Genomic DNA, 21,733 nt, shown 5'->3' on the forward strand with positions numbered 1-21,733 from the left:
AAGTCCTAAATTAATCAGCTTTAGATTGCAGTGCCTGACCCAATAATAAAGATCGTAAATGGCCCATCCGCATTTAATAAAGGAACCGTTGCTGCGGGAACTGACGGCTTAAATGCTGTCTTTTCAGCTGCGAGTGCGGCAGCAGACAGGTTGCCGTTTGACCGAGAGCAGCTCTTTGGTGTTTTGCATTTCCGACTTTACGAAACGGATCGCGCACGAAGAAGAGCGGTATGGTTTGGTGGCCGTCTATTCAACAGGTTTTCTGGCGAAGATCCCGGCTACATCCCGGTTTCCGGAACACATCTTCGCCAAGTGTTTGATGCAATACGCATTCAAACCCCCGACTTTGTGATAAGCGCAGGGCAATATCTATTGCGCTATGACTACGCTAAGCGCGCGTATGATCAGTTAAAGCAGGAACGTGAAGAGGAGAGAGCTTAACGCACCGCCTCAATCGGCCCCTCGGCACTCCCGCTGATGAACTGCTCCACATAGGGATCGCCCGAGGCGTCCATCTGGCCGACCGGGCCGGTCCACTGGATCACGCCTCCGTGCAGCATGGCGACGTTGTCGGCAATCGCGCGGACCGAGCTCATGTCGTGGGTGATGGTCATCGCGGTGGCGCCCATCTCGGTCACAATTTCGCGGATCAGGTCGTTGATGACGCCGGACATGATTGGGTCGAGGCCGGTGGTAGGCTCGTCGAAAAAGATGATCTCGGGCTCGGCGGCGATGGCGCGGGCGAGGCCGACGCGTTTTTGCATGCCGCCCGACAGCTCGGCCGGGAACCGGTCAGCAACGTTGGATTTCAGGCCCACGCGGCGCAGTTTCTCGATGGCGATTTCGCGGGCTTCATCAGCGGGGCGTTTCAACGAGCCGCGCAGCAGGCGGAAGGCGACGTTTTGCCAGACGGGCAGCGAGTCGAACAGCGCCGCGCCCTGAAACAGCATTCCAAAGCGGGCCAGAAACGCATCGCGGTCGCCTTTCGCGGCGTCTTTGCCGTCGACGTAGATCATGCCGCCGTCGGGTTTGATCAGGCCGAGGATACATTTCAACGCCACGGATTTGCCAGTTCCAGAACCGCCGATGATGACCATCGAGGTGCCCTTGGGGATCTCAAGGTTCATGCCTTGCAGGACGTGGTTGTCGTCAAAGGCCTTATGTACGTTCTCCATCCGGATCATAGCGAGAAGAACACCCCTGTAAGAACGAAATTGGCGGCGAGGATCAGCACAGCAGCAGCCTCGACCGAGCCCTTGGTGGCGCGGCCCACGCCCTGCGCGCCGCGGCCCGATGACATGCCGTAATAGCAGCCCATGATGGCGGCGATCACACCGAAGGCGGCACCTTTGACGAGTGACGAAACGATATCCCGCGCTTCAAGGAAATCGACGGTGTTTTTCAGATAGGCTGCCGGGTTGAAGCCCAGATTTTGCGTCGCGACGGTGTAGCCGCCTGCAATGCCGATGATATCTCCGACCCCGACCAGCGCTGGAACCGTGATCAGGGCGGCCAGCACGCGTGGGGCGGTGAGGTATTTCATCGGATGGGTGGACAATGTGACCAGAGCGTCGATCTGCTCGGTCACTTTCATCGTCGCAATCTCGGCGGCGATCGAAGACGTCACGCGGGCGGCGATCATCAGGCCGACCAGCACCGGGCCAAGCTCTCGCACCATGCCTATGGCGACGATCTGGGGCACAACGGCTTCGGCGTTGAAACGCGCGCCGCCTGCGTAGATCTGCAACGCCAACGCGCCGCCGGTGAAGATGGCGGTCAGGCCGACCACGGGCAGGGACAACCAGCCGATGTTCAGCAGGGCGATTCCGAACTCGCGCGGATAAAACGGTGGTCGAAAAATGTGCGAAACCGCGTCGAGCGCGAACAGCGCGACGCGGCCAAACGCGGCGAGCATGGTCAGGATAGAACGCCCCAGCTCACCCAGCAATGAAACGGGATTCATTCCACGTAGCCCCGCGAAAAGCGACTGCCGAGCGAGGTCAGAATTTCATAGCCGATGGTGCCAGCGGCTTCGGCCAGATCATCGACGGTTTGGTGCCCGTTCAGGATACGCAGGCGATCAGGTTTATACGGCAAGTCAGTCACATCCACGGTGATCAGGTCCATCGAGATACGTCCTACCACTGGGCAGGGCTGATCACCAGCGAATGTATCGATGCCGCCCCCAATGGCGCGATGCAGCCCATCGGCATAACCGGCCGCAACGGTCGCAATCTTCGACGGGCGGCGCGCGCTCCAGCTGTTGCCGTAGCCGACGGTCTCGCCCACGGCGACGTCGCGCACTTGAATCACCGGCATATCGACGGTGACGACCGGCTTGGCCCCGGCAAAGGGCATCCCGCCGTACAGGCCAATCCCTGGGCGGCAAAAGTCAAAGTGGAATTCCGGCCCCATCAGAGTACCACCCGTCGCCGCAAGCGAGCGCGGCGCGTCGACGCCATCGGTCATCTGTTTGAACGTGTTCAACTGTTGGCGGTTCATTGGGTGTTCAGGCTCATCCCCGCAGGCCAAATGCGACATTATCACCAACGGGTTCAGGGCAAGGGCTTCGTGCCGCAGTTCGGCCCAGTCCGCAGGCTCAAGCCCAAGGCGATTCATACCGCTGTCGAGCTGGATACCAAAGCCATGATCGGGCAGGGCCTGACGATGACGCTTGAATTGTTCGGGCGAGTTGATCAACGGCGTCAGATCATGCTGGCGCAGCAGATCCGTGTCACCCTCCATATGTCCGGAAAACACCGCAACCAGCGGGCCGGGGCCCACAGCCTCACGCACGGCCACGCCTTCCTCGGCAACGGCGACGAAGAATTTTGCAACGCCTTCCTCAGCCAGCGCAGAGGCTACTGGACCGGCACCTAACCCGTAAGCGTCAGCTTTAACCACTGCGCCGGTCTCAACCTGGGTCTTTGCGTCAAGCGCCTGCCAGTTCTGGGCGAGCGCGTGCAGATTTATCGTCAGATGTGCGGTACTCATAAACGCCGTTCATCACATAGGATTGGCCCAGGTCAAGGGGGAGCACCTTAATTCTTGGCGGGTTTATGCGCCTCATAGGCCGCTTCCAGCTCGGAACGCAGGAAATCCGCAAATAATAAGGGGCTAAACTGAGGTTGGCCGGTCCCGGGTAGGGGTTCGATGATTGTGCTGACATGAGGATCAAAGAAGAACGGAACGCTATATCGTTCACGGCCCGAACGGTTGATGACCCGATGCGGCGTCGAAAGCAGGCGGCCGTTCGACATCCGGTGCAGCATATCCCCGACATTGACGACAAAGGCGTCGGGACGGGACGGAACGTCAACCCAATGCCCTGACGGTGTTTTGACCTGCAAGCCGCCCACCTGATCTTGAGCAAGCAGCGTAAGGCATCCGAAATCAGTGTGCGGGGCCGAGCCGAACAGATCATCGGGGCTGGTCTTTGCTTGCGGTGGATAGTGCAGCAGACGCAGCCAGAAAGTGGGTTCATCAAACGCGGAAAGGACCGAGAAATCCTGCGCCTCGCAAGCGATCAGCGCGATATGCATCAATCTGCGTCCAAGGGCCGACATAGCCTTAACGTAGGTTTCCAGGGTGTCGCGAAAATCCGGTAGATCAGGCCATCGGTTTGGACCCGAGAGGTAGATATCGGGATCAACACCAGCATCCTCGCGCATCATCATGAAGCTGGCGGATTGGTTGGGTTTTTTTACATCGGCCAGTGTTGAGTTCACATCTGTCGATGTGTTGATGGCGATGTATCCGCGATGCGTGTGGTCGACTGCGATTGCCAGCTTTTGATCCAGCGGCAGTGCGTGAAACCGTTTTGAGGCTTCGAACACATCGCGCATCAGCTGCGGGTCGATCCCGTGATCTTCGATATAGCCAAAACCGGTCGTGCCGTAGGCCGAACGAAACTCGGCCGCGATTTCCTCATCAGGGCGTGCACCCAGACGAATAACGGGGATCTCTGTGAATTCAGTCATGTCTCTCTCGCTTATATTGGGAAGATTGCAGGGGCAAAAATGCCCCCGGTCTATCCCGCAAAGCGTTTGCGGCGATGCCCGAAATGACGCGCCAGAATCACGCGCCGGGGTAGGGGATTGAGACAAGCTTGCATGGCCCGATCCGTACACATCGGACCGGGCTGGTCAAGGGATCAATAGCCCTCGATTTGGCTATCCTGTTGCCAGGGTTTGACCAGATTGCCGAAGCGGGTGAACTGAGCCTCGAACGACAGCTCCACCGTGCCGATGGGGCCGTGGCGCTGCTTGCCGACGATGACCTCGGCCTTGCCATGCAGGCGCTCCATGGCCTGCTTCCATTCTTCCATCTTTTCCAGCTCGTGATCGCCGGGTTTTTCGCGTTCCTTATAGTATTCCTCGCGGAACACGAACATCACAACGTCGGCGTCCTGTTCGATCGAGCCCGATTCCCGCAGGTCAGACAATTGCGGGCGCTTGTCGTCGCGGCTTTCCACCTGACGGCTGAGCTGAGACAGTGCGATGACCGGGATGTTGAGTTCCTTGGCGATGGCTTTCATACCCATCGAAATCTCGGCAATCTCGTTGACGCGGTTGTCGGCCATACCGCGACATAGCTGCAAATAGTCGATCACCAGCAAATCCAACCCATGCGTCCGCTTCAATCGCCGCGCGCGGGCGGCGAGTTGCGAGATCGGCAGGGCGGGGGTGTCATCGATGAATAGCGGGCACGCTTCCAGTTCTTTCGCGGCGTCCACGAAGCGGCGGAACTCGGCCTCGGTCATATCGCCTTGGCGGATTTTGTGACTGGAAATCTCGGAAGCCTCGGCCAGAACACGGCCTGCAAGTTGCTCGGCGCTCATTTCAAGTGAAAAGAACCCGACCACGCCGCCGTCGATCGCACCTTCAGAGCCGTCCGGCTTGGTGCCGCGCTTGTAGGCCTTGGCCACGTTGAACGCGACGTTGGTTGCCAGCGACGTCTTACCCATCGACGGACGCCCGGCCAGAATGATCAGGTCGGACGGGTGCAAGCCACCCAATTGCTTGTCGAGATCGGCCAAACCGGTGGAAATCCCCGCCATGCCACCACCGCGCTGGTACGCTTCGTTGGTGACGTTGACGGCTTCTGTGACCGCCTTGAGGAAGGATTGAAAACCCTGTTCGGTCTGGCCCTGCTCGGATAACTGATAAAGCTGCTGCTCGGCCTCGACGATCTGTTCTTTGGGCTCACTGCTGACATCAACCCGCGCCGCCTTGTCCGAAATGTCCCGGCCCAGTCGGATCAGTTCGCGCCGGATGGCAAGGTCATAGATCATCTGGGCGTAGTCATGCACCGCAAAGGCACTAATCGAGGCACCGGCCAGTTTCACCAGATAGGCCGGACCGCCCAGTTCTTTCAGGCCCTCATCTTCGGCCATGAATGATTTCAGCGTGACGGGCGAGGCCAGCGCATTTTTTGCGATACGAGTCGATGCGACTTCGTAGATGCGCGCATGAACCGGATCATAGAAATGCTCGGCCCCAATAATCGAGGCGACGCGATCATACAGATCGTTGTTCGTCAGGATCGCACCCAGAAGCTGTTGCTCGGCCTCGATGGAGTGCGGCATTGTTTCCGGATTCTGAATCTGTGCGGCGGCCTGCTCGATACTGCTGATCTCGTTCATTGCTGTTCTCTTTGTCCCCTGGACAGAGGCCATAACGCGGCCCCGTGAGTCGGCGCAAATTGTATGTTTTCTGGGGATATGCTGTGCATATCTCTCTGCCCCATCATATTGAAGGATGAGGCAGGGTTACGTCAACATATAGTGGATGAAGCGATCGGCGCGGCGGTCAGTGTTTCCATTCTGAAAACAGTTTGCGCAACGTCAGCTTTTATGTGTGTCCTGCCAGCCGCGCGGGTCGTTCAGGAAGGCTTCGACGCCATCAAGCGTCTCTTCGTCAAAGGCCTTTTGCGCTTTGGCTTCCGCCAGAACATCCCACCAGGTGCAGAGCGAATGCAGTTTTACGCCGTGATCACCCAGCGTTTTCTCGGTTTCGGGGAAGATGCCATAATAGAAGATCACCGCCGTATGCCCGCAGGTTGCGCCGGTTTCGCGGATCGCGTCGACAAAGGACAGTTTTGAGCCTCCATCGGTGGTCAGGTCCTCGACCAGCAGCACACGCTCACCCTCGCTCATCGCGCCTTCGATGCGGGCGTTCCGGCCGTAGCCTTTGGGCTTTTTCCGCACGTAGGTCATTGGCAGTGCCATGCGCTCGGCAACCATGGCCGCAAAGGGAATACCCGCCGTTTCGCCACCGGCGATATTGTCAAACGCCTCGAACCCGGCGTCGCGCATGACGGTGACGGTCAAAAAGTCCATAAGGGTCGACCGGATGCGCGGGTATGAGATCAGCTTGCGGCAGTCGATATAGGTCGGGCTGGGCAGGCCGCTGGCCAGTGTGAAGGGTTCGCGGGAATTGAAGTGTACGGCTTTGATCTCCAGCAGCATCCGCGCGGTCAGGCGGGCGATTTCGGTGCTGTCGGGGAAGGAACTGGGGATCATGGCGCAAACCTCTGGGCTGAAAGGGTGTCGCAGGCTGATAGCCTGACCCCCGGTCCAGAGTCGAGGGGTCACGCCAAAAGAAAAGCGGACCCCCAAGAGGTCCGCTTGATGCCCTTGCGGGCAAAGCAGCCAAGGTGGGCTTGACTGCTCATTTCTCAGGCTCGCTTTCCGCAATCGGCAAGACCGTGCCTTCAATCTCGGTATCGACGTGTATGCGAGGCGAGGTAAGAAGCGCAACCACCATTGCCGTCACAAATGCGTAGGCTGCCGCGCAGTAACTGTATACAGCGCCCAGTATTCGAAATGATGCGCTGTAGACTGCAGGTATTCTTAGGTCCGAGCCAGATCAGCAAGAGCGTCTCTCAAAAGGGTCAAAGCGTGGTCCCGCGCAGCGCGACGTACGTTATCCCGTCCCTGCGCTCCGAATTCCACGGTCTCGGTTCGGATCGGTTGACCCTGTGCTGCAAGGCCAAAGCATACGCGGCCTTCGGGTTTGTGCTCGGACCCGCCGGGGCCCGCGATGCCAGTGATCGAGACCGCCAACTGCGCCCGCGAATTCTGCAGGGCGCCATTGGCCATTTCTTGGGCGACTTCTTCTGAAACTGCGCCATACGTCTCAAGCGTATCGGCGCGCACGCCCAGCATCTCTTGCTTCGCGGTGTTGGTGTAGGTGACAAAGCCGCGCTCAACCACGGCAGAGCTGCCAGGGATGTCAGTCAGTGCAGCGGCGACCATACCGCCGGTACAGCTTTCAGCAGTGGCGATCATCATGCCCTGCGCCTTGGCGCGATCCAGCAGGTCGACAACGGTCATAGACCCATGACTCCATGTGAGATACCGGCGAGGACGACCACACCGATGGCTGCAAAGACCCCTGCGATCACATCATCCAGCATGACACCCATCGGATCTCCGCGCCGGTCGGCCCAGCCAATGGGACCGGGTTTGGTAATGTCGAAGAGGCGGAACAAGAGAAAACCCGCGATCCAGCCGGGCCAGAGCTCTGTGATGTCGATCCCATGCGCCCAAGACGGGTAGGAAATCGCCCATATCGCGATGAACTGGCCCGCGACTTCATCAATGACAATTTCGGACGGGTCGTGGTCATCTTGTACAGCTGTCATCACTCGCGTGGCCCACAGGCCCCCGAAGAAAACCGCGAGTGTTGAGATGACCAGCAAGGGGAAGCCACCCAGCGTATGCAGAACCCACGCCAGCGGCAAAGCAGCCAGCGATCCCCAGGTGCCGGGGGCAGGGCGGAGATAACCGACGCCGCAGACGGTTCCGATTAGACGAGCCGCTGTCATGACTTCACCAGACAGGCAGTTGCGAGCGAGGCAATGCCTTCGCTGCGACCGGTAAAGCCCAGCCGTTCGGATGTGGTGGCCTTGACCGAGACCTGATCGGTGCGCAAGCCCATGATCCGTGCCATTTCGGCACGCATGGTATCGGCATGAGGGCCGATCTTGGGAAATTCGCAGACCAGTGTGCAGTCGACATTCGAGATCTCATAGCCCAACTGCCCAGCCAATTCGACTGCGTGGCGCAGGAAAATTTCACTCGCTGCACCTTTCCACTGCGGATCGGAGGGCGGAAAATGCTGTCCGATATCACCCCGCGCCAGTGCGCCATAGATCGCGTCGGTGACCGCGTGCATCCCCACATCTGCATCGGAGTGACCTTGGAGCCCACGATTGTGCGGCACCTTCACACCGCAGAGGATCACGTGATCTCCGTCACCAAAGCGGTGCACGTCGTAGCCGTTGCCCAGCCTTACATCCATATTCATACCCATTGTACGTTCGGCCCGGGCGAAATCCTCGGGCCGTGTGATTTTCAGGTTATCCGCATCGCCCGGAATAATCGCGACTTCGATTCCCGCAGCGCGCGCGACTTCTACATCATCCGCTGCACCTCCGGGATGGGCTGAATGGGCGGCGGTGATTGTGACATAATGAAATCCCTGCGGTGTCTGCGCAGCGTAAAGGCCGGATCGATCCTGCGTTCCTGTGACCACTGAACCGTCGCCTGTCCAGAGCGCATCCGTGACGGCCAAGCCTGGAGCAGCTGCCGCATGCGTGTCGAGTGCTTTCAGAACATCGCCGATTATCCGAGCGCTGACGCAGGGTCGGGCGACATCATGTATCAAAACCTTTTCAACGCTGTACGCTTCCAAAGCCTGCAACCCGTTGCGCACTGATCTGGCGCGGTCTGCACCGCCGGGTGCAAGGATCAGGTTTGTCGCGCTGAATTCTTCCCAAACGGCTGTGTCCTCTTCGGCCAGCACCAAAACGACGTGATCAACCAACCCTTCGAAGCGGTCAATCGCCCAATCGGCCACGCGCCGCCCAGCCAAGGCACGCCACTGTTTGGGCACTCCGCCTCCGGCGCGCTGGCCGCGCCCGGCGGCGACGATGATGGCGGCTGTGGTCATCTGAAAGGTCTCCTGATTGGGGCATTGTTTAGGGGGCGGTGAATGCAGAGGCAATCACCCGCGTCAATTTGCTTAAAAAATAAGCATATGATGATTTTGCGGGCTTGAATGCTCCCGTTTTATTGTTCATATGCCGCAATTTCGATATCAAATGCGCAACTGCTCAAGGATTAAGCACATTGGCCCTGCGTCTTGCTGAAAAGGATCTGACTCCTCCGGTGCTGCTGGCGCCAATGGCCGGAATCACTGACCGGCCTTTTAGGGACCTTGTGATGCGCTTCGGCGCGGGCATGGTTGTCAGCGAAATGGTCGCCAGCCAAGAGATGGTACAGGCCAAACCAGGCGTACGTGAACGGGCCGAGCTGTCGGCGGATGTGGAAAACACCGCGGTGCAACTGGCCGGACGCGAGGCGCATTGGATGGCCGAGGCCGCCCGGCAAGTCGCTGACCGGGGCGCGCGCGTGATCGATATCAATATGGGCTGCCCGGCCAAGAAGGTAACCAATGGCTATTCCGGTTCAGCTTTGTTGAAAACTCCGGACCATGCACTGACGCTGATCGAGGCCGTTGTGGGTGCAGTTGATGTGCCTGTTACGCTGAAAACGCGGCTAGGCTGGGATGACAATCTGCTGAACGCGCCGGACGTGGCGCGGCGTGCGCAGGACGCAGGCATCCGGATGGTGACCATCCATGGGCGTACGCGCTGTCAATTCTATAAAGGCCGGGCAGATTGGCGGGCGATCCGAGCGGTGAAAGAAGCCGTCTCGATCCCTGTCATCGCAAACGGTGACATCGTCGATACCGAGGCCGCGCAAATCGCGCTGAATCAGTCCGGGGCCGATGGCGTCATGATAGGTCGGGGGGCGCAGGGCAAGCCCTGGCTGCTGGCGCAGATTTGCCATGATCTCTATGGCGCTGCTTCTCCAACCATTCCCACGGGCACTGAACTGATCAAGATGGTGCGTGGCCATTATCTGGCGATGCTGGAGTTCTACGGTACCGATCTGGGCCTGCGCGTCGCACGCAAACATCTCGGTTGGTACATGGATGAGGCCGGAACACCCGCCACTTTGCGGCGGGCTGTCCTGACATCCCGCGACACCGATGAGGTGTTACGGCTTTTGGCAGATGCGCTGAGTGGCACGGCGGAGGCAGCAGCATGACCTCTGACCAGAGCATCTGGACCTCGCTTCCGGTTCCGGCGTTCATTATCGATGCCGAAGATCGGATATCGGACGTCAACTCCTCGGGTGAGGGGTTTCTGAACGCCTCCCGCAAGGCAGTGATTGGACACCCGGTCTGGGATCAACTCGCGGTTGACGCGCCGTTGGAAGAGGCGTTTCTGCGCGCGCGTCAACAAGGTACACCGTTGTTCGTGAACGATGTGGACGTTGGGTCGGGCAATCGCGCGCCGCTGCAATGTGCGCTGCAAATCGCGCCGCTGATGGGGCATCCCGGTTCAATGATCATGATCATCTCGCCGCGCGAACTGGCCGGTCGGATGACCCGTGGCAACACTGTGAAATCGGCAGCGCAGTCTGCGATTGGTATGGCAGAGATGCTTGCGCATGAGATCAAGAACCCTTTGGCAGGGATCACCGGTGCGGCGCAATTGCTCAGCATGAATATTTCGCAGCAAGATCTTGAGCTCACTGACCTTATCGTTGAGGAAAGCCGCCGCATCGTGAAGTTGTTGGAGCAGGTAGAACAGTTCGGCAACCTGTCTCAACCCGATTTCAAACCGGTCAATATCCACGATGTACTGGATCGCGCGCGCAGGTCAGCGCTGTTGGGTTTTGGCGCGCATATGACGATTATCGAGGATTACGACCCCTCGCTGCCCTTGGCCTATGGGGACCCGGATCAGTTCCTGCAGGTGGTTCTGAACTTGCTCAAAAACGCTTCGGAAGCTGCTGATGGCAATGGTACAATCCGGCTGCGTACCTATTTTGAGCATTCATTCCGACTGCGGCGCAGCGACGGTTCGGGTCATTCGCTGCCTCTGCAGATCGAGATTATTGATGATGGGCCGGGCCTGCCGGAAAATATTCGCAGTGATATTTTCGACCCCTTCGTGTCGGGCAAGGAGAACGGCACCGGGCTTGGGCTGGCGCTAGTCAGCAAGATCGTTTCCGACCACGACGGCTGGATTTCGGCTGAATCTGTGCCCGGACGCACTAGTTTTCGACTGTCCCTGCGGCGTGCACCGAACGACGCGTATGAAAAGGAGAGCATCTGATGGATGGCACAGTTCTGGTTGCCGATGACGACCGCACGATCCGCACGGTTCTTACACAGGCCCTGACGCGGGCGGGGTGCAAGGTTCACGCGACATCTTCGCTGACCACGCTGATGCGCTGGGTAGCCGAAGGCAAGGGCGACGTTGTGATCTCGGATGTGGTAATGCCGGATGGAAACGGGTTGGAGATGCTGCCAAAGATCGCGCAGGACCGTCCCGGTTTGCCGGTCATCGTGATCTCGGCCCAGAACACCATCATGACAGCCATTCAGGCGGCTGAGGCGGAAGCTTACGATTATCTGCCAAAGCCTTTCGATTTGCCCGATCTGATGAAGCGCACCGCGAGGGCGCTGGATCAAAAGCAGCGGGTACAGGCTGAGCCGGTGATGGCCAGCGAAGACCGACCTGATGAACTGCCGCTTGTCGGGCGCACCCCGGTGATGCAGGCGCTTTATCGTCTGGTCGCTCGGGTGATGAACACGGATCTGTCTGTAATGATTTCTGGTGAAAGTGGGACGGGTAAATCTCTGATAGCACGCGCTATTCACGATTTCTCTGACCGAAGGACACTGCCCTTTGTCACCGTGACTGCTGCCGATCTGAGCGATTTGGAAGGCCCGGCACGGGTTATGGCGCGCGTACGTGGTGGTACGCTGCTGATCGATGAAATTGCCGATATTGATGATGAGATTCAGGCCCGTATCGTGCGCATGATGGACACGCCGGGCGATCACGTGCCGCGTTTCATGGCCACAAGTCAATCAGATCTGACCGACGCGATGGAAAGCGGTCGCGTGCGGCAAGATCTCTATTACCGTCTCTGCGGTGCGACGATCCACGTGCCTGCGTTGCGCGAACGGGTTGATGATATTACCTTGCTGACCGATCACTTTCTGGCGCGGGAGGAGCGGGAAAGCGGCGCGCAGCGTCGCCTCAGCCCCGAAGCGGTCGAGTTGGTGCGCCGGTATTCCTGGCCCGGCAATGTCCGACAGCTTGAAAATGCGATCCGGCGTCTTGGTCTAACCAGCCGATCTGATGAAATCTCGCGCACCGAAGTTGAGATGGTGCTGGGTAGCCAGCCCGAGGCCGAACCAGTTCTGGGTGATGGCGAGCGTGAGAAGCTGTCATCTTCTGTTGGTCGTCACCTGCGCCGGTATTTTGATCTGCACGGAAACATCCTGCCGCCTCCCGGCCTCTATCAACGTATTCTACGCGAAGTCGAGGCACCGTTGATCGAAATCGCGCTGGATGCGACTGGTGGAAATCAGGCAAAATGTGCTGATCTCCTGGGGATTAACCGGAATACGCTGCGGAAAAAGATTACTGACCTCGATATTCAGGTGACACGCCGTCGCAAACTGATGTAATATCGCCACACAAACAGTGGCATTCGGGTTCGACCCCGGGAACGACCACGATATATGGCGGTAAGCCGCGCAAGCGGCACATCAGAATGAGGGCAGACGGTGGCAACCCGGGCACAGAACGGGCCGATCCTATCGATCAACCGGTGGCGCAAGTCCCGGAGGATGCGCAATTTCAGTACATTGGGATTGGTTATGCTGGGCCCGGTTCTGGCGCTTGCAACCTATCTCGTCATTGGCCCTTTTGATCTTGGCGCGGCGGCACCGACACTGCGGCTGATTTTGTTGGCTGATCTGGTCTACGTGCTGGTCGTAGCTGCGCTGGTGTTGGGCCAATTGTTCAGTCTGATCGCCGCGCGTCGCGCAAAATCTGCGGGCTCCCGTCTTCACCTGCGCCTGATCGGCGCTTTCACGCTGTTGGCTCTGGTACCGACGGTCACGGTGGCGATTTTCGCCGGGCTGACGGTGAATATCGGCCTTGAAGGTTGGTTCTCGGACCGTGTGCGGCAGGTGGTTGGGTCGTCACTAACTGCAGCCGAAGCTTACGAACAGGAACACCGCGAGGGCCTGACGCAGGATGCGGTTGTTCTGGCGCGTTTCCTCGATAACGCGCGATCGTTGGATTATTTTGTCTCAGACGCCGAATTGCGAGAGGTTCTGGCCCAGGGGCAGGCCCAGATACAACGCGGTTTGCGCGAGGCCTATGTGATCGATGGCAGCGCCGAAATCCGATCGCGCGGTGATCGGTCCTACCTGTTCGACTACGAGGCACCAACTCCCGAAGAGATGATCGAGGCCAATGATCAGGGCGTGGCCATCATTGCCGATTGGGAGAACAGCGAATTCCGCGCGCTTGTTCCTTTGCATGCCTATCTTGACCGGTATCTTTATGTCAGTCGCGAGGTTGATGGGCAGCTTCTGACCCTGCTTGATGAAACCAAAGAGACAGCACAGTTCTACAGCCAACTGGAAAGCGAGCGGGGCAGAGTCCTGTTCGAATTCGGCCTTCTGTATCTCGGCTTTGCTGTGATCCTGATTCTGGCCGCGATGTCGCTGGGCATGTGGTTCGCCGAACGCCTTTCTCGCCCTGTCGGACGGCTGACAACGGCGGCGCAACGCGTTGGTGCTGGTGATCTTAGTGTTCAGGTCATCGAAGAGGCCAGCGACGACGAAATCGCGATGCTGGGCCGCTACTTCAACCAGATGACTCGTCAGTTGAAGGGGCAGCGCGACACGCTGTTGGAAAACACACGCCATATCGAACGTCGAAGGCGGCTATTTGATTCAGTTCTAAGCTCGGTGACATCCGGTGTCGTTGGCGTTGATTCAGAGGGTTGTGTGACCTTCGTGAACCGATCCGCTGAACGTCTTCTGGGATGGTCTGGTGGAGAGCAGAACCTGGCTATCGGCATCGCTGTTCCCGAATTTTTGCCTTTGTTCGAAGCCCTTAAGGACAGCGGGCAAGAGGCGGTCCAGGGGGAGATCAAGGTAACCCGCAAAGGCCGGTTGGAGAACTTACTGGTACGCATGGCGACACGGCGTGGCGAGGATGGAAGGCTGGAAGGCTACGTTGTAGCCTTTGATGACGTGACCGATCTGGTAAGCGCGCAGCGCATGGCGGCGTGGGGTGATGTGGCCCGTCGCATTGCGCATGAGATCAAGAATCCGCTGACACCGATCCAACTGAGCGCCGAGCGGATCAAACGCAAATTCTCGCGCAAGCTGGATGAGGACGATTGCGATAGCCTGGAATCGATGACCGACGTGATCGTGCGGCAGACCAATGATCTGCGGCGGATTGTTGACGAGTTCTCGAAATTCGCACGCATGCCCGAACCGGAACGGCGCGAAGAGAATATCGTGACGCTAGTGCGTGAGGCGGTTCTGTTGCAGCAGGCGGGTCAGCCTGATGTTCAGATCGATGCGGACTTACCTGAACAGCCCATTTTGGCGGATGTGGATTCGACCATGTTGAGCCAAGCGTTGACGAACCTGATCAAGAACGCGGGCGAGGCTATTGAAACGCTGAAAGAAAAAGGCGCACCGGACAATCTGAAACCTCAGATCAAAGTCGTAGTCTCCACTGACGATGCAGGAACGCAGATCACCATTGCGGACAATGGCATCGGTCTGCCCGAGGACAGGGCACGGCTGTTCGAACCTTATGTGACCACGCGTGACGAAGGCACCGGCCTTGGCCTGCCCATCGTAAAGAAGATCATCGAAGAACATGGCGGAGCGCTGACATTGGAAGACGCGCCCACATTCGACGGACAGGACCATTTCGGCGCAATGGCTGTCATTCGTCTACCCGGGGCCTCAGGCGGCCCGACAAATGCGCCGGAAAAACAGGCGATTAAAACAAACAAACTGAAAGCAGGCCAAAGATGAGCGACATTCTGATCGTAGATGACGAACGCGATATTCGCGAATTGGTGTCCGACATTCTGGAGGACGAAGGCTATTCAACTCGGCTGGCGGCAAACTCGGATGAGTGCATGTCGTCGATCAATGCCGAACCTCCGGGGCTGTTGATCCTGGATATCTGGCTGAAAGACAGTCGAATGGACGGGATCGACATCCTGAAAGCTGTAAAACGGGACAACCCGGATGTTCCGGTGGTGATCATTTCCGGACATGGCAATATCGAGATTGCAGTGGCGGCTATCAAGCAGGGGGCGTACGACTTTATCGAAAAGCCCTTTAACATTGACCAGTTGATGGTGGTGATCCGCCGTGCGATGGAAACCTCGCGCCTGCGTCGCGAGAATGCCTCGCTGAAGCGGCAGGAAGTCAGCTGTTCAGACATGATTGGCAATTCTGCGTCGTTCCGCGCGATGCAGGGGCAGTTGGACAAGGTAACAAAGTCGAATGGCCGGGTTATGCTCAGCGGGCCGGCTGGGTCGGGCAAGGAAATTGCCGCGCGCTATATCCATGCCCATTCCAACCGGGCGAATGCCCCATTTGTGACGGTCAATTGTGCGGGGATTGAACCTGAGAGGGTTGAAGAAGTTCTGTTCGGACGAGAATCGTCTGAGCGCGGAATCGAGTCAGGCCTGCTGGAAGAGGCGCATGGCGGCGTTGTCTACTTCGACGAAGTCGCTGACATGCCGCTGGGGACGCAGTCCAAGATTCTTCGCGTGTTGGTTGATCAGCAATTCCAGCGTGTTGGTGGCTCTGACAAGGTGCGGGTTGATCTGCGGGTCATCTCCTCGACCAACCGCGATCTGGAAGAAGAGATCGCCGCCGAACGGTTCCGCGAAGAACTGTATCACCGGCTGAATGTGGTGCCGATTGCGGTTCCCTCGCTGGAGGAACGGCGAGAGGACATCCCGGTTCTGGCGCAACATTTCATCGAGATGTGCAACGATACACAGGGTCTGCCGATGCGCGAGCTGTCGGATGAGGCTATTGCTTTGCTACAAACGATGACATGGCCGGGCAATGTGCGTCAGCTGAAGAACCTGATCGAGCGGGTGCTGATCCTTGGTGACAGCACTGGCCCGATCGAGGCCCGCGAGTTGCCCAACGAAGAAGAGAAATCCGACGAGTCCGGGCGCGTGGTACTGTCTGGCGCACTGGCGACGCTGCCGCTGCGTGAGGCGCGCGAAGCGTTCGAGCGTGAATATTTGCTGACCCAGATCAATCGGTTTGGTGGCAACATAAGCCGCACGGCCAGTTTTGTCGGCATGGAGCGCAGCGCCTTGCACCGCAAGCTCAAGTCGCTGGGCGTCGTGACCTCGAACAAATCCGGTGCGCGGGTGGCTCAAATTGACGAGCCCGAACCAGCCGAGTGATTGCTGCGCCGAATAAAAAGACCGCAGCCGTTTCCATCGGTTTTCCCGCCTTTGGTAAACGGTTGAAGCGGTTGCGGCGGTCGGTTGGACTTAAGCAATCCGCCCTCGCAGATCTGATTGAAGTCGACCAAACCACGATTTCCCGGTGGGAAAACGGGGGTCAAACGCCATCGCCGCATATTCAACAGTCCGTTTTTGCAGCGTTGGGGCCGGTTCGGGTGCAGGATTCTGCGCTGAAACGTCTGGTCGTTCATTCGGCAGAGTGCTTGCACCTTGTCGAAGAGGCCAGCCATACCTGCCTTGCTTATTCGGGCAGCCGGGCGCGGGATTGGAAGACCTCACAGCGCGCCTTGCTGGGCGTTTCGCTTTGGCAATTTGCAACGGATGAGATCAGGCAAGCCGAAGCAGAACTGCAGAAAGATGGCTGGTGGGATTTGCATTCGCCTTCACCCAAAGCGTTTCTGACTTCCGAGGCTGTGCATGATCAAATCAGGATCAGCGCCGGGCAAATCGTGTGGGAGCGGTTGTATCTGGGTGATGGTACTCCGGTCCGTCTGGTCAGCGGGCGGCGCGAAGTCACCGCATAATTTATGCGTTCCGCTGGCAGGTTAGGCGCGATAGACCGGCTGCATGAGTGACTCTTTTCGTACATTCTTGCAGGTCATGCTGATCTGGTTTGCTGGCCTCGGTGCGGCAACCCAATTTGCAAAGATTGCCGTACCATTTTCTGATGTGGGGCTGTTGTACCCGGACAATGCTGCCGTGATCGGCTGGTTGCTGTCCATTATCAGTCTAATGGGGGCTGCCTTGGGCGCGATATCCGGAGCGATCACAGCGCGTATTGGGCCAAATCGTCTATTGCTATCAGGGCTGGTGCTCGGCGGCGCATTATCTTTGCTGCAAGCAAGCTTGCCGGTTTTTCAACTGATGCTGCTCAGCCGGGTGATTGAGGGGCTGTCCCATCTAGCGATTGTGGTAGCGGCACCGACGCTGATTGCTCAGATCACATCCGGTCGGGCGCGGTATAATTCCATGGTGCTGTGGAGTACATTCTTTGGCGTTGCATTCGCATTAAACGCTTGGGTTGGGCTGCCCATCGTCGATCGTTTCGGACTGCCCACATACTTTGCCATGCACGGGGGTCTGATGCTGCTGATCGCCGCGCTGATCGCGCTTAGCAAACTGAAAACCGACATGGGCCAGACGGAGGGTACCGGGTGGGGGCTCTCCGCCTTCCTTGATGTGCATATCAGGACCTACCGCTCACCCTTTATTTCGGCCCCGGCAATTGGCTGGTTCTTCTACACGCTGACATTTGTTTCGCTGTTAGCGATCCTGCCGGGGCGTTTACCCGAAGGGCAGGGCGCATCGATTGCGGCACTTATGCCCCTGGCAGGGATTGTACTGTCATGGCTGCTGGTGCCCTTGCTGTTGACCGTCCTGTCCTGCGTCAGCGTCGTCAATCTGGGCTTTATGCTGGGGATCGCGACGATCATCGCATTGTTTCTGGGGGCGCCCCTTACGTTCGGATGTATCGCCTTGTTTGCCGTGCTCGGGCTTGTACAGGGCGGCAGCTTCGCCGCTGTGCCAGAGTTAAACGATACCACCGAAGCCCAAGCCCTGAGTTATGGTGCGATGGCGCAGATGGGCAATGCCGGAAACCTGCTTGGAACCCCGGTATTGCTGGCGATATTGCTGGGCGTCGATGAGGCTGGCATGTTTGTAGCCGTCGCCGCGTTCTATAGCATCGCGATCATAGCGCATCTGCTGATGGCGCGGCGTCGCAAATCAGCCGGCTTGTCCCGGAGTGATGATCTGAAATGACCCGTCGTCGAATTTCACGAAACAGGACGCGCTGTTCAGCGGCGGGAGCGTCGTGGTGCGCGTGGGCGTGACCCGCGATTTGACACCCTGTTTGCAAGGCGGAAGGCTGACCGGGCGATAGCCCTTTTGGGCCATGCACTGCGCCTCGACCTTGTTTCTCAGCCCCTGATTCACGTCAACGGTATAGACCCGCCCGGGCTCCCACCATCCCGGGTTGCGATAGCAGCGTCCTCGGCCATCGCAATAGGTGCGCCCGGGCCAATAGACTGGCGGGCTCTGCCGGACCTGATTGGCGACAGGGGCGTCCTTGAGGGCCTGCACCTGGCAGTTCGTGGTCTCGGTCTGCATCCGCGAGACGCTCTCACCTTCGCGATAATACAAAGAAAGCGGACCACAGGCGGACAACGTCAGCAGGCAAATCAGGGCAGGCAGAATGGTTTTCATATGCTTACTTTGGCGCAGCTTAGAAGGCATGACAATTCAATTGACCGCTTTGGGGGCATCTGTCATTCAAAGATTTCAGGCAGAAAGGCCAAGAGCATGAAGGTCATCATATGCGGTGCCGGTCAAGTCGGCTGGCAGATTGCGCGTCACCTTTCGGGCGAACTGAACGATGTGACGGTGGTCGACAACAATCCCGATCTGGTACGTCGCGCGACCGAGACGCTGGACGTGCAGGGGATCGCCGGTTTCGCCAGTTATCCGGATGTGCTGGATCGGGCAGGGGCGCGGGACGCCGATATGATCATCGCCGCGACACATTCGGATGAGGTGAATATGGTCACCTGCCAGATGGCGCATTCGGTTTTTTCGATCCAACGCAAGATCGCGCGTTTGCGGTCAAAATCCTATCTTGAGGCGATCCACTCCGATCTGTACCGTCGTGATCATCTGCCCATCGATGTCGTAATTAGCCCCGAGCGCGAGGTTGCCGCCGCAGCGATGCGCCGTCTTTCGGCACCCTCTGCTTTCGATACCGAGATTTTCATGGACGGTAAGGCGCAGCTGCTGGGCATTCGGGTCGAGGAAGACTGCCCAATCGTCAACACACCGCTGCGACAATTGACCGACCTGTTTTCCACGCTCAGCTCGATTGTGGTTGGTGTGCGCCGCGAAGGGACGCTGTTTGCACCGGAATCCGAGGATCAGCTGTTTGTAGGCGACGAATGCTACGTCTTCACCAGCGTCAAGGACGTTGAACGTACGATGGAGGTGTTCGGCAAGGCTCAGCGTAAGCAAGATCGTGTGGTGATCGTCGGCGGCGGTAATGTCGGGTTGGAAGTGGCCCGCACACTGGAAGAGCGCGAAAGCCGGGTGCGTGCCAAGATTATCGAGCGTGACCGCAAATGCGCCGAAATCGCTGCCGAAGCATTGGAGCGGACGATTGTTCTGAACGGCGACGGCCTAGATTCATCTTTGCTGAGCGAAGCAGGGATTGAGCGCGCCGACGCGATGTTGGCGGTCACGGATGACGATCGCACCAACATGCTGGCCGCGGTACGCGCCAAGGGAGAGGGTTGTCCACTGGCCATCGCCCTGATCAACGACCCCAGCATGGTCGCTTTGATGGGACCGCTGGGGATTGACGCATATATCAACCCGCGCGCCACCACTGTCAGTTCGATCCTGCGTCACATTCGGCACGGGCGCGTGCGTCAAGTGTATTCCATTGGTGATGCCGAGGCCGAGGTAATCGAGGCCGAAGTGCTATCAACTTCGCCCATGGCTGGACAAAAACTGCGCGACATCGATTTCCCAGAAGGCGTTCTGGTCGGCGCAGTACGCAAAGGTGACGAGGTTCTGCGCCCGACCGGCAGCCTGCGCATCGACGAGAAAGACGTGGTGGCGATCTTTGCAATGGCCAAAGACGTGCCCGAGGTTGAGCGTCTGATGCAGGTTTCAATCGATTTCTTCTGATGTTGCAGGCACGCGGACAGCAACGGATCGGAGTATTGCGGCGATTGCCGCTGCTGCTGATGATCTGGGGTATCGTGTCGCTGGCAATGTGGATACCCGCAGTTTATGCGCTGGCGCTGGATGATCACGCCACCTCACGGTCATTCTTCTATTCCGGATTGCTGGGTGTTTTTGCGGTGTCGATCATAGCTCTGGCCATGTCGAACCGACGACCACGGCGGGGAACGCTTGGTCAATTGGCGGTTCTGCTGGCCGCCTTTACCGTACTGCCGATATTTCTTGCTATTCCGTTTCATGATGCGCTGGGGACAACCAGCTTCCTGAACGCCTATTTCGATATGGTCAGCGCGCTGACCACAACCGGCGCTGATCTGTTCCCCGATCCCGCACGCCTTTCGGCGCCGTTGCACTTATGGCGCGCGTTGGTCGGTTGGATGGGCGGATTGCTGATGTGGATCTCGGCGGCCGCGATTCTGGCACCCTTGTCGTTGGGCGGTTTCGAAGTCACAGCCCGGGGGCAACCAGGGCGTCCCGTCTCGGGCGTGGCACAGAGCGAGAAGTCCGATCCACGCGGCCATCTGATCCGCGTGTCGCGCACATTGGCACCCGTCTATGCGGGTTTGACAGCTGTGATCTGGATCCTGCTGTTGATCGCAGGTGAGCAAGGGCTTACTGCCGTGAGCCACGCGATGTCAGTGATTGCGACTTCCGGCATATCACCCGTCGGTGGATTGGAAGGATCGACCGCAGGAATCACTGGCGAGGCGATCCTGTTCCTGTTCCTGTTCTTTGCCCTGTCGCGGCTGACCTTTTCGACCGATACAGCGACCTCAGGGTATTCGCGGCTGGACAAAGACCCAGAATTTCGGATTGGCATCTTCATCGTGCTGGCGGTCGCTGTGCTGCTGTTCATCCGGTTTTTGGCTGGAACGGCCGAACTGAACATTGCCGTCGAAGTGCGGCAAGCACTTGGCGTTTTTTGGGGGTTCATGTTTACGGCGATGTCGTTTCTGACCACGGCCGGATTTGAAAGCGCCAACTGGAACGACGCGCAGCAATTGTCGGGCTTGAGCACACCGGGCCTGATTCTGATGGGGCTAGCCCTTGTCGGAGGAGGCGTGGCGACGACTGCGGGTGGGGTAAAGCTGTTGCGGGTTTTTGCGCTCTATCTGAATGGCAAGCGCGAGATTGACCGACTGATCTATCCTTCTTCGGTCAGCGGAGAGGGTGGCGGCAACCGCCGCATTCAAAGCGACGGTGCCTTCATCGCCTGGATCTTCCTGATGATGTTCGCCCTGACGTTGGCCTTGTTCGATTTGTTGCTGGCCGTCATGGGCGTAGGTTTTGAACAGGCCATGTTGCTCAGCGTTGCCGCTCTCAGCACCACGGGGCCGTTGATAGAATTGGCAACGGATGTGCCCATACGTCTGATTGATCTTTCCAGCGGGGCCAAGTTGACGGTCTGCGCGGCGATGGTGATCGGGCGGTTGGAAACTCTGGCGATCGTGGCACTGATTACGCCAACGCTGTGGCGCGATTGACCCTGCGTCAGGCACCTGGTGTTACTGCCTGATTTTTCATCTGGAATATCTGTGCGCGGCACTCCATACTCTGCCGGAGGGAGCGCGTTGGTCC

20 protein-coding genes are annotated in these 21,733 nt (G+C 58.4%); 10 read left to right on the forward strand and 10 right to left on the reverse strand.

Annotation, left to right across the window (positions count from 1 at the left end):
- Positions 1–30 precede the first annotated feature (30 nt).
- Complete coding sequence (locus tag ACR0A1_RS04055; RefSeq protein WP_480866335.1) at positions 31–441, forward strand: hypothetical protein; 411 nt, start codon at positions 31–33, stop codon at positions 439–441.
- Here ACR0A1_RS04055 and ACR0A1_RS04060 read toward each other — a convergent pair.
- The 9 genes from ACR0A1_RS04060 to ACR0A1_RS04100 form a co-directional block, all read right to left on the reverse strand.
- Complete coding sequence (locus ACR0A1_RS04060) at positions 438–1,184, reverse strand: ATP-binding cassette domain-containing protein (RefSeq protein ID WP_170567110.1); 747 nt, start codon at positions 1,182–1,184, stop codon at positions 438–440. The genes ACR0A1_RS04055 and ACR0A1_RS04060 overlap by 4 nt on opposite strands.
- Entirely contained in the window at positions 1,181–1,963 is a 783-nt protein-coding gene (locus tag ACR0A1_RS04065) for an MlaE family ABC transporter permease (RefSeq protein ID WP_170396831.1), read from the reverse strand. The genes ACR0A1_RS04060 and ACR0A1_RS04065 overlap by 4 nt, the downstream gene beginning before the upstream one ends.
- The gene (alr, locus tag ACR0A1_RS04070; protein WP_170406133.1) at positions 1,960–2,994 is read right to left on the reverse strand and encodes an alanine racemase; all 1,035 of its coding nucleotides are present in this window, start codon (positions 2,992–2,994) and stop codon (positions 1,960–1,962) included. The genes ACR0A1_RS04065 and alr overlap by 4 nt, the downstream gene beginning before the upstream one ends.
- Positions 2,995–3,041: 47 nt before the next feature.
- Complete coding sequence (locus ACR0A1_RS04075; RefSeq protein WP_480866337.1) at positions 3,042–3,980, reverse strand: isopenicillin N synthase family dioxygenase; 939 nt, start codon at positions 3,978–3,980, stop codon at positions 3,042–3,044.
- A gap of 173 nt (positions 3,981–4,153) precedes the next feature.
- Positions 4,154–5,644 carry a replicative DNA helicase gene (locus ACR0A1_RS04080; RefSeq protein WP_170567117.1) on the reverse strand — a complete coding sequence of 497 codons (1,491 nt, stop codon included), beginning with the start codon at positions 5,642–5,644 and terminating at the stop codon, positions 4,154–4,156.
- Between the two features lie 201 nt (positions 5,645–5,845).
- Positions 5,846–6,523, reverse strand: coding sequence for an orotate phosphoribosyltransferase (locus tag ACR0A1_RS04085; RefSeq protein ID WP_170690719.1), 678 nt, complete (start codon positions 6,521–6,523; stop codon positions 5,846–5,848).
- 330 nt (positions 6,524–6,853) lie between these two features.
- Positions 6,854–7,336: a CinA family protein gene (locus ACR0A1_RS04090; RefSeq protein ID WP_480866339.1), complete on the reverse strand. Its 483-nt coding sequence runs from the start codon at positions 7,334–7,336 to the stop codon at positions 6,854–6,856.
- The gene (locus tag ACR0A1_RS04095) at positions 7,333–7,830 is read right to left on the reverse strand and encodes a phosphatidylglycerophosphatase A family protein (protein ID WP_480866341.1); all 498 of its coding nucleotides are present in this window, start codon (positions 7,828–7,830) and stop codon (positions 7,333–7,335) included. The genes ACR0A1_RS04090 and ACR0A1_RS04095 overlap by 4 nt, the downstream gene beginning before the upstream one ends.
- Positions 7,827–8,957 (reverse strand): bifunctional 2-C-methyl-D-erythritol 4-phosphate cytidylyltransferase/2-C-methyl-D-erythritol 2,4-cyclodiphosphate synthase, encoded by a 1,131-nt coding sequence (locus tag ACR0A1_RS04100; protein ID WP_480866343.1) that lies wholly within the window; start codon positions 8,955–8,957, stop codon positions 7,827–7,829. The genes ACR0A1_RS04095 and ACR0A1_RS04100 overlap by 4 nt, the downstream gene beginning before the upstream one ends.
- A 233-nt stretch (positions 8,958–9,190) precedes the next feature.
- Between ACR0A1_RS04100 and dusB the strand changes: the two genes are divergently transcribed.
- From dusB to ACR0A1_RS04135, 7 genes are all read left to right on the forward strand, one after another.
- Positions 9,191–10,120 (forward strand): tRNA dihydrouridine synthase DusB, encoded by a 930-nt coding sequence (gene dusB, locus ACR0A1_RS04105; RefSeq protein WP_480866866.1) that lies wholly within the window; start codon positions 9,191–9,193, stop codon positions 10,118–10,120.
- The gene (locus tag ACR0A1_RS04110; RefSeq protein ID WP_170396849.1) at positions 10,117–11,196 is read left to right on the forward strand and encodes a two-component system sensor histidine kinase NtrB; all 1,080 of its coding nucleotides are present in this window, start codon (positions 10,117–10,119) and stop codon (positions 11,194–11,196) included. The genes dusB and ACR0A1_RS04110 overlap by 4 nt, the downstream gene beginning before the upstream one ends.
- Positions 11,196–12,563 carry a sigma-54-dependent transcriptional regulator gene (locus ACR0A1_RS04115; protein ID WP_170396851.1) on the forward strand — a complete coding sequence of 456 codons (1,368 nt, stop codon included), beginning with the start codon at positions 11,196–11,198 and terminating at the stop codon, positions 12,561–12,563. Before ACR0A1_RS04110 ends, ACR0A1_RS04115 begins: the two co-directional genes overlap by 1 nt.
- Positions 12,564–12,725: 162 nt before the next feature.
- A complete protein-coding gene (locus ACR0A1_RS04120) occupies positions 12,726–14,951 on the forward strand; it encodes a sensor histidine kinase NtrY-like (RefSeq protein ID WP_480453723.1) in 2,226 nt (741 codons plus the stop codon).
- On the forward strand, positions 14,948–16,357 hold the full coding sequence (gene ntrX / locus ACR0A1_RS04125) for a nitrogen assimilation response regulator NtrX (RefSeq protein ID WP_170396856.1): 1,410 nt from the start codon (positions 14,948–14,950) through the stop codon (positions 16,355–16,357). The genes ACR0A1_RS04120 and ntrX overlap by 4 nt, the downstream gene beginning before the upstream one ends.
- Positions 16,354–16,944: a helix-turn-helix transcriptional regulator gene (locus ACR0A1_RS04130; protein WP_480736069.1), complete on the forward strand. Its 591-nt coding sequence runs from the start codon at positions 16,354–16,356 to the stop codon at positions 16,942–16,944. The genes ntrX and ACR0A1_RS04130 overlap by 4 nt, the downstream gene beginning before the upstream one ends.
- Positions 16,945–16,987: 43 nt before the next feature.
- Entirely contained in the window at positions 16,988–18,181 is a 1,194-nt protein-coding gene (locus ACR0A1_RS04135) for an MFS transporter (protein ID WP_480866346.1), read from the forward strand.
- On the opposite strand, the gene ACR0A1_RS04140 is transcribed toward ACR0A1_RS04135, so the two are convergent.
- The gene (locus ACR0A1_RS04140; protein ID WP_170406102.1) at positions 18,146–18,625 is read right to left on the reverse strand and encodes a hypothetical protein; all 480 of its coding nucleotides are present in this window, start codon (positions 18,623–18,625) and stop codon (positions 18,146–18,148) included. The two genes, ACR0A1_RS04135 and ACR0A1_RS04140, sit on opposite strands and share 36 nt — an antisense overlap.
- A gap of 96 nt (positions 18,626–18,721) precedes the next feature.
- On the opposite strand from ACR0A1_RS04140, the gene trkA reads away from it, so the two are divergent.
- Both trkA and ACR0A1_RS04150 read left to right on the forward strand, forming a co-directional pair.
- A complete protein-coding gene (trkA, locus tag ACR0A1_RS04145) occupies positions 18,722–20,098 on the forward strand; it encodes a Trk system potassium transporter TrkA (protein ID WP_170396865.1) in 1,377 nt (458 codons plus the stop codon).
- The gene (locus ACR0A1_RS04150) at positions 20,098–21,639 is read left to right on the forward strand and encodes a TrkH family potassium uptake protein (RefSeq protein ID WP_170396867.1); all 1,542 of its coding nucleotides are present in this window, start codon (positions 20,098–20,100) and stop codon (positions 21,637–21,639) included. The genes trkA and ACR0A1_RS04150 overlap by 1 nt, the downstream gene beginning before the upstream one ends.
- The last annotated feature ends 94 nt before the right edge of the window (positions 21,640–21,733 follow it).

Source organism: Ruegeria sp. D6 (genome assembly GCF_056534365.1).

Bases quoted from the DNA above. Each gene is read 5' to 3' on its own strand.
- ACR0A1_RS04100 (WP_480866343.1), bottom strand. From the start codon at position 8,957: ATGACCACAGCCGCCATCATCGTCGCCGCCGGGCGCGGCCAGCGCGCC.
- ntrX (WP_170396856.1), top strand. From the start codon at position 14,948: ATGAGCGACATTCTGATCGTAGATGACGAACGCGATATTCGCGAATTG.
- ACR0A1_RS04075 (WP_480866337.1), bottom strand. From the start codon at position 3,980: ATGACTGAATTCACAGAGATCCCCGTTATTCGTCTGGGTGCACGCCCT.
- alr (WP_170406133.1), bottom strand. From the start codon at position 2,994: ATGAGTACCGCACATCTGACGATAAATCTGCACGCGCTCGCCCAGAAC.
- ACR0A1_RS04120 (WP_480453723.1), top strand. From the start codon at position 12,726: ATGCGCAATTTCAGTACATTGGGATTGGTTATGCTGGGCCCGGTTCTG.
- dusB (WP_480866866.1), top strand. From the start codon at position 9,191: ATGGCCGGAATCACTGACCGGCCTTTTAGGGACCTTGTGATGCGCTTC.
- ACR0A1_RS04065 (WP_170396831.1), bottom strand. From the start codon at position 1,963: ATGAATCCCGTTTCATTGCTGGGTGAGCTGGGGCGTTCTATCCTGACC.
- ACR0A1_RS04080 (WP_170567117.1), bottom strand. From the start codon at position 5,644: ATGAACGAGATCAGCAGTATCGAGCAGGCCGCCGCACAGATTCAGAAT.
- ACR0A1_RS04150 (WP_170396867.1), top strand. From the start codon at position 20,098: ATGTTGCAGGCACGCGGACAGCAACGGATCGGAGTATTGCGGCGATTG.
- ACR0A1_RS04115 (WP_170396851.1), top strand. From the start codon at position 11,196: ATGGATGGCACAGTTCTGGTTGCCGATGACGACCGCACGATCCGCACG.
- ACR0A1_RS04095 (WP_480866341.1), bottom strand. From the start codon at position 7,830: ATGACAGCGGCTCGTCTAATCGGAACCGTCTGCGGCGTCGGTTATCTC.
- trkA (WP_170396865.1), top strand. From the start codon at position 18,722: ATGAAGGTCATCATATGCGGTGCCGGTCAAGTCGGCTGGCAGATTGCG.
- ACR0A1_RS04090 (WP_480866339.1), bottom strand. From the start codon at position 7,336: ATGACCGTTGTCGACCTGCTGGATCGCGCCAAGGCGCAGGGCATGATG.
- ACR0A1_RS04135 (WP_480866346.1), top strand. From the start codon at position 16,988: ATGAGTGACTCTTTTCGTACATTCTTGCAGGTCATGCTGATCTGGTTT.
- ACR0A1_RS04140 (WP_170406102.1), bottom strand. From the start codon at position 18,625: ATGAAAACCATTCTGCCTGCCCTGATTTGCCTGCTGACGTTGTCCGCC.
- ACR0A1_RS04110 (WP_170396849.1), top strand. From the start codon at position 10,117: ATGACCTCTGACCAGAGCATCTGGACCTCGCTTCCGGTTCCGGCGTTC.
- ACR0A1_RS04060 (WP_170567110.1), bottom strand. From the start codon at position 1,184: ATGATCCGGATGGAGAACGTACATAAGGCCTTTGACGACAACCACGTC.
- ACR0A1_RS04085 (WP_170690719.1), bottom strand. From the start codon at position 6,523: ATGATCCCCAGTTCCTTCCCCGACAGCACCGAAATCGCCCGCCTGACC.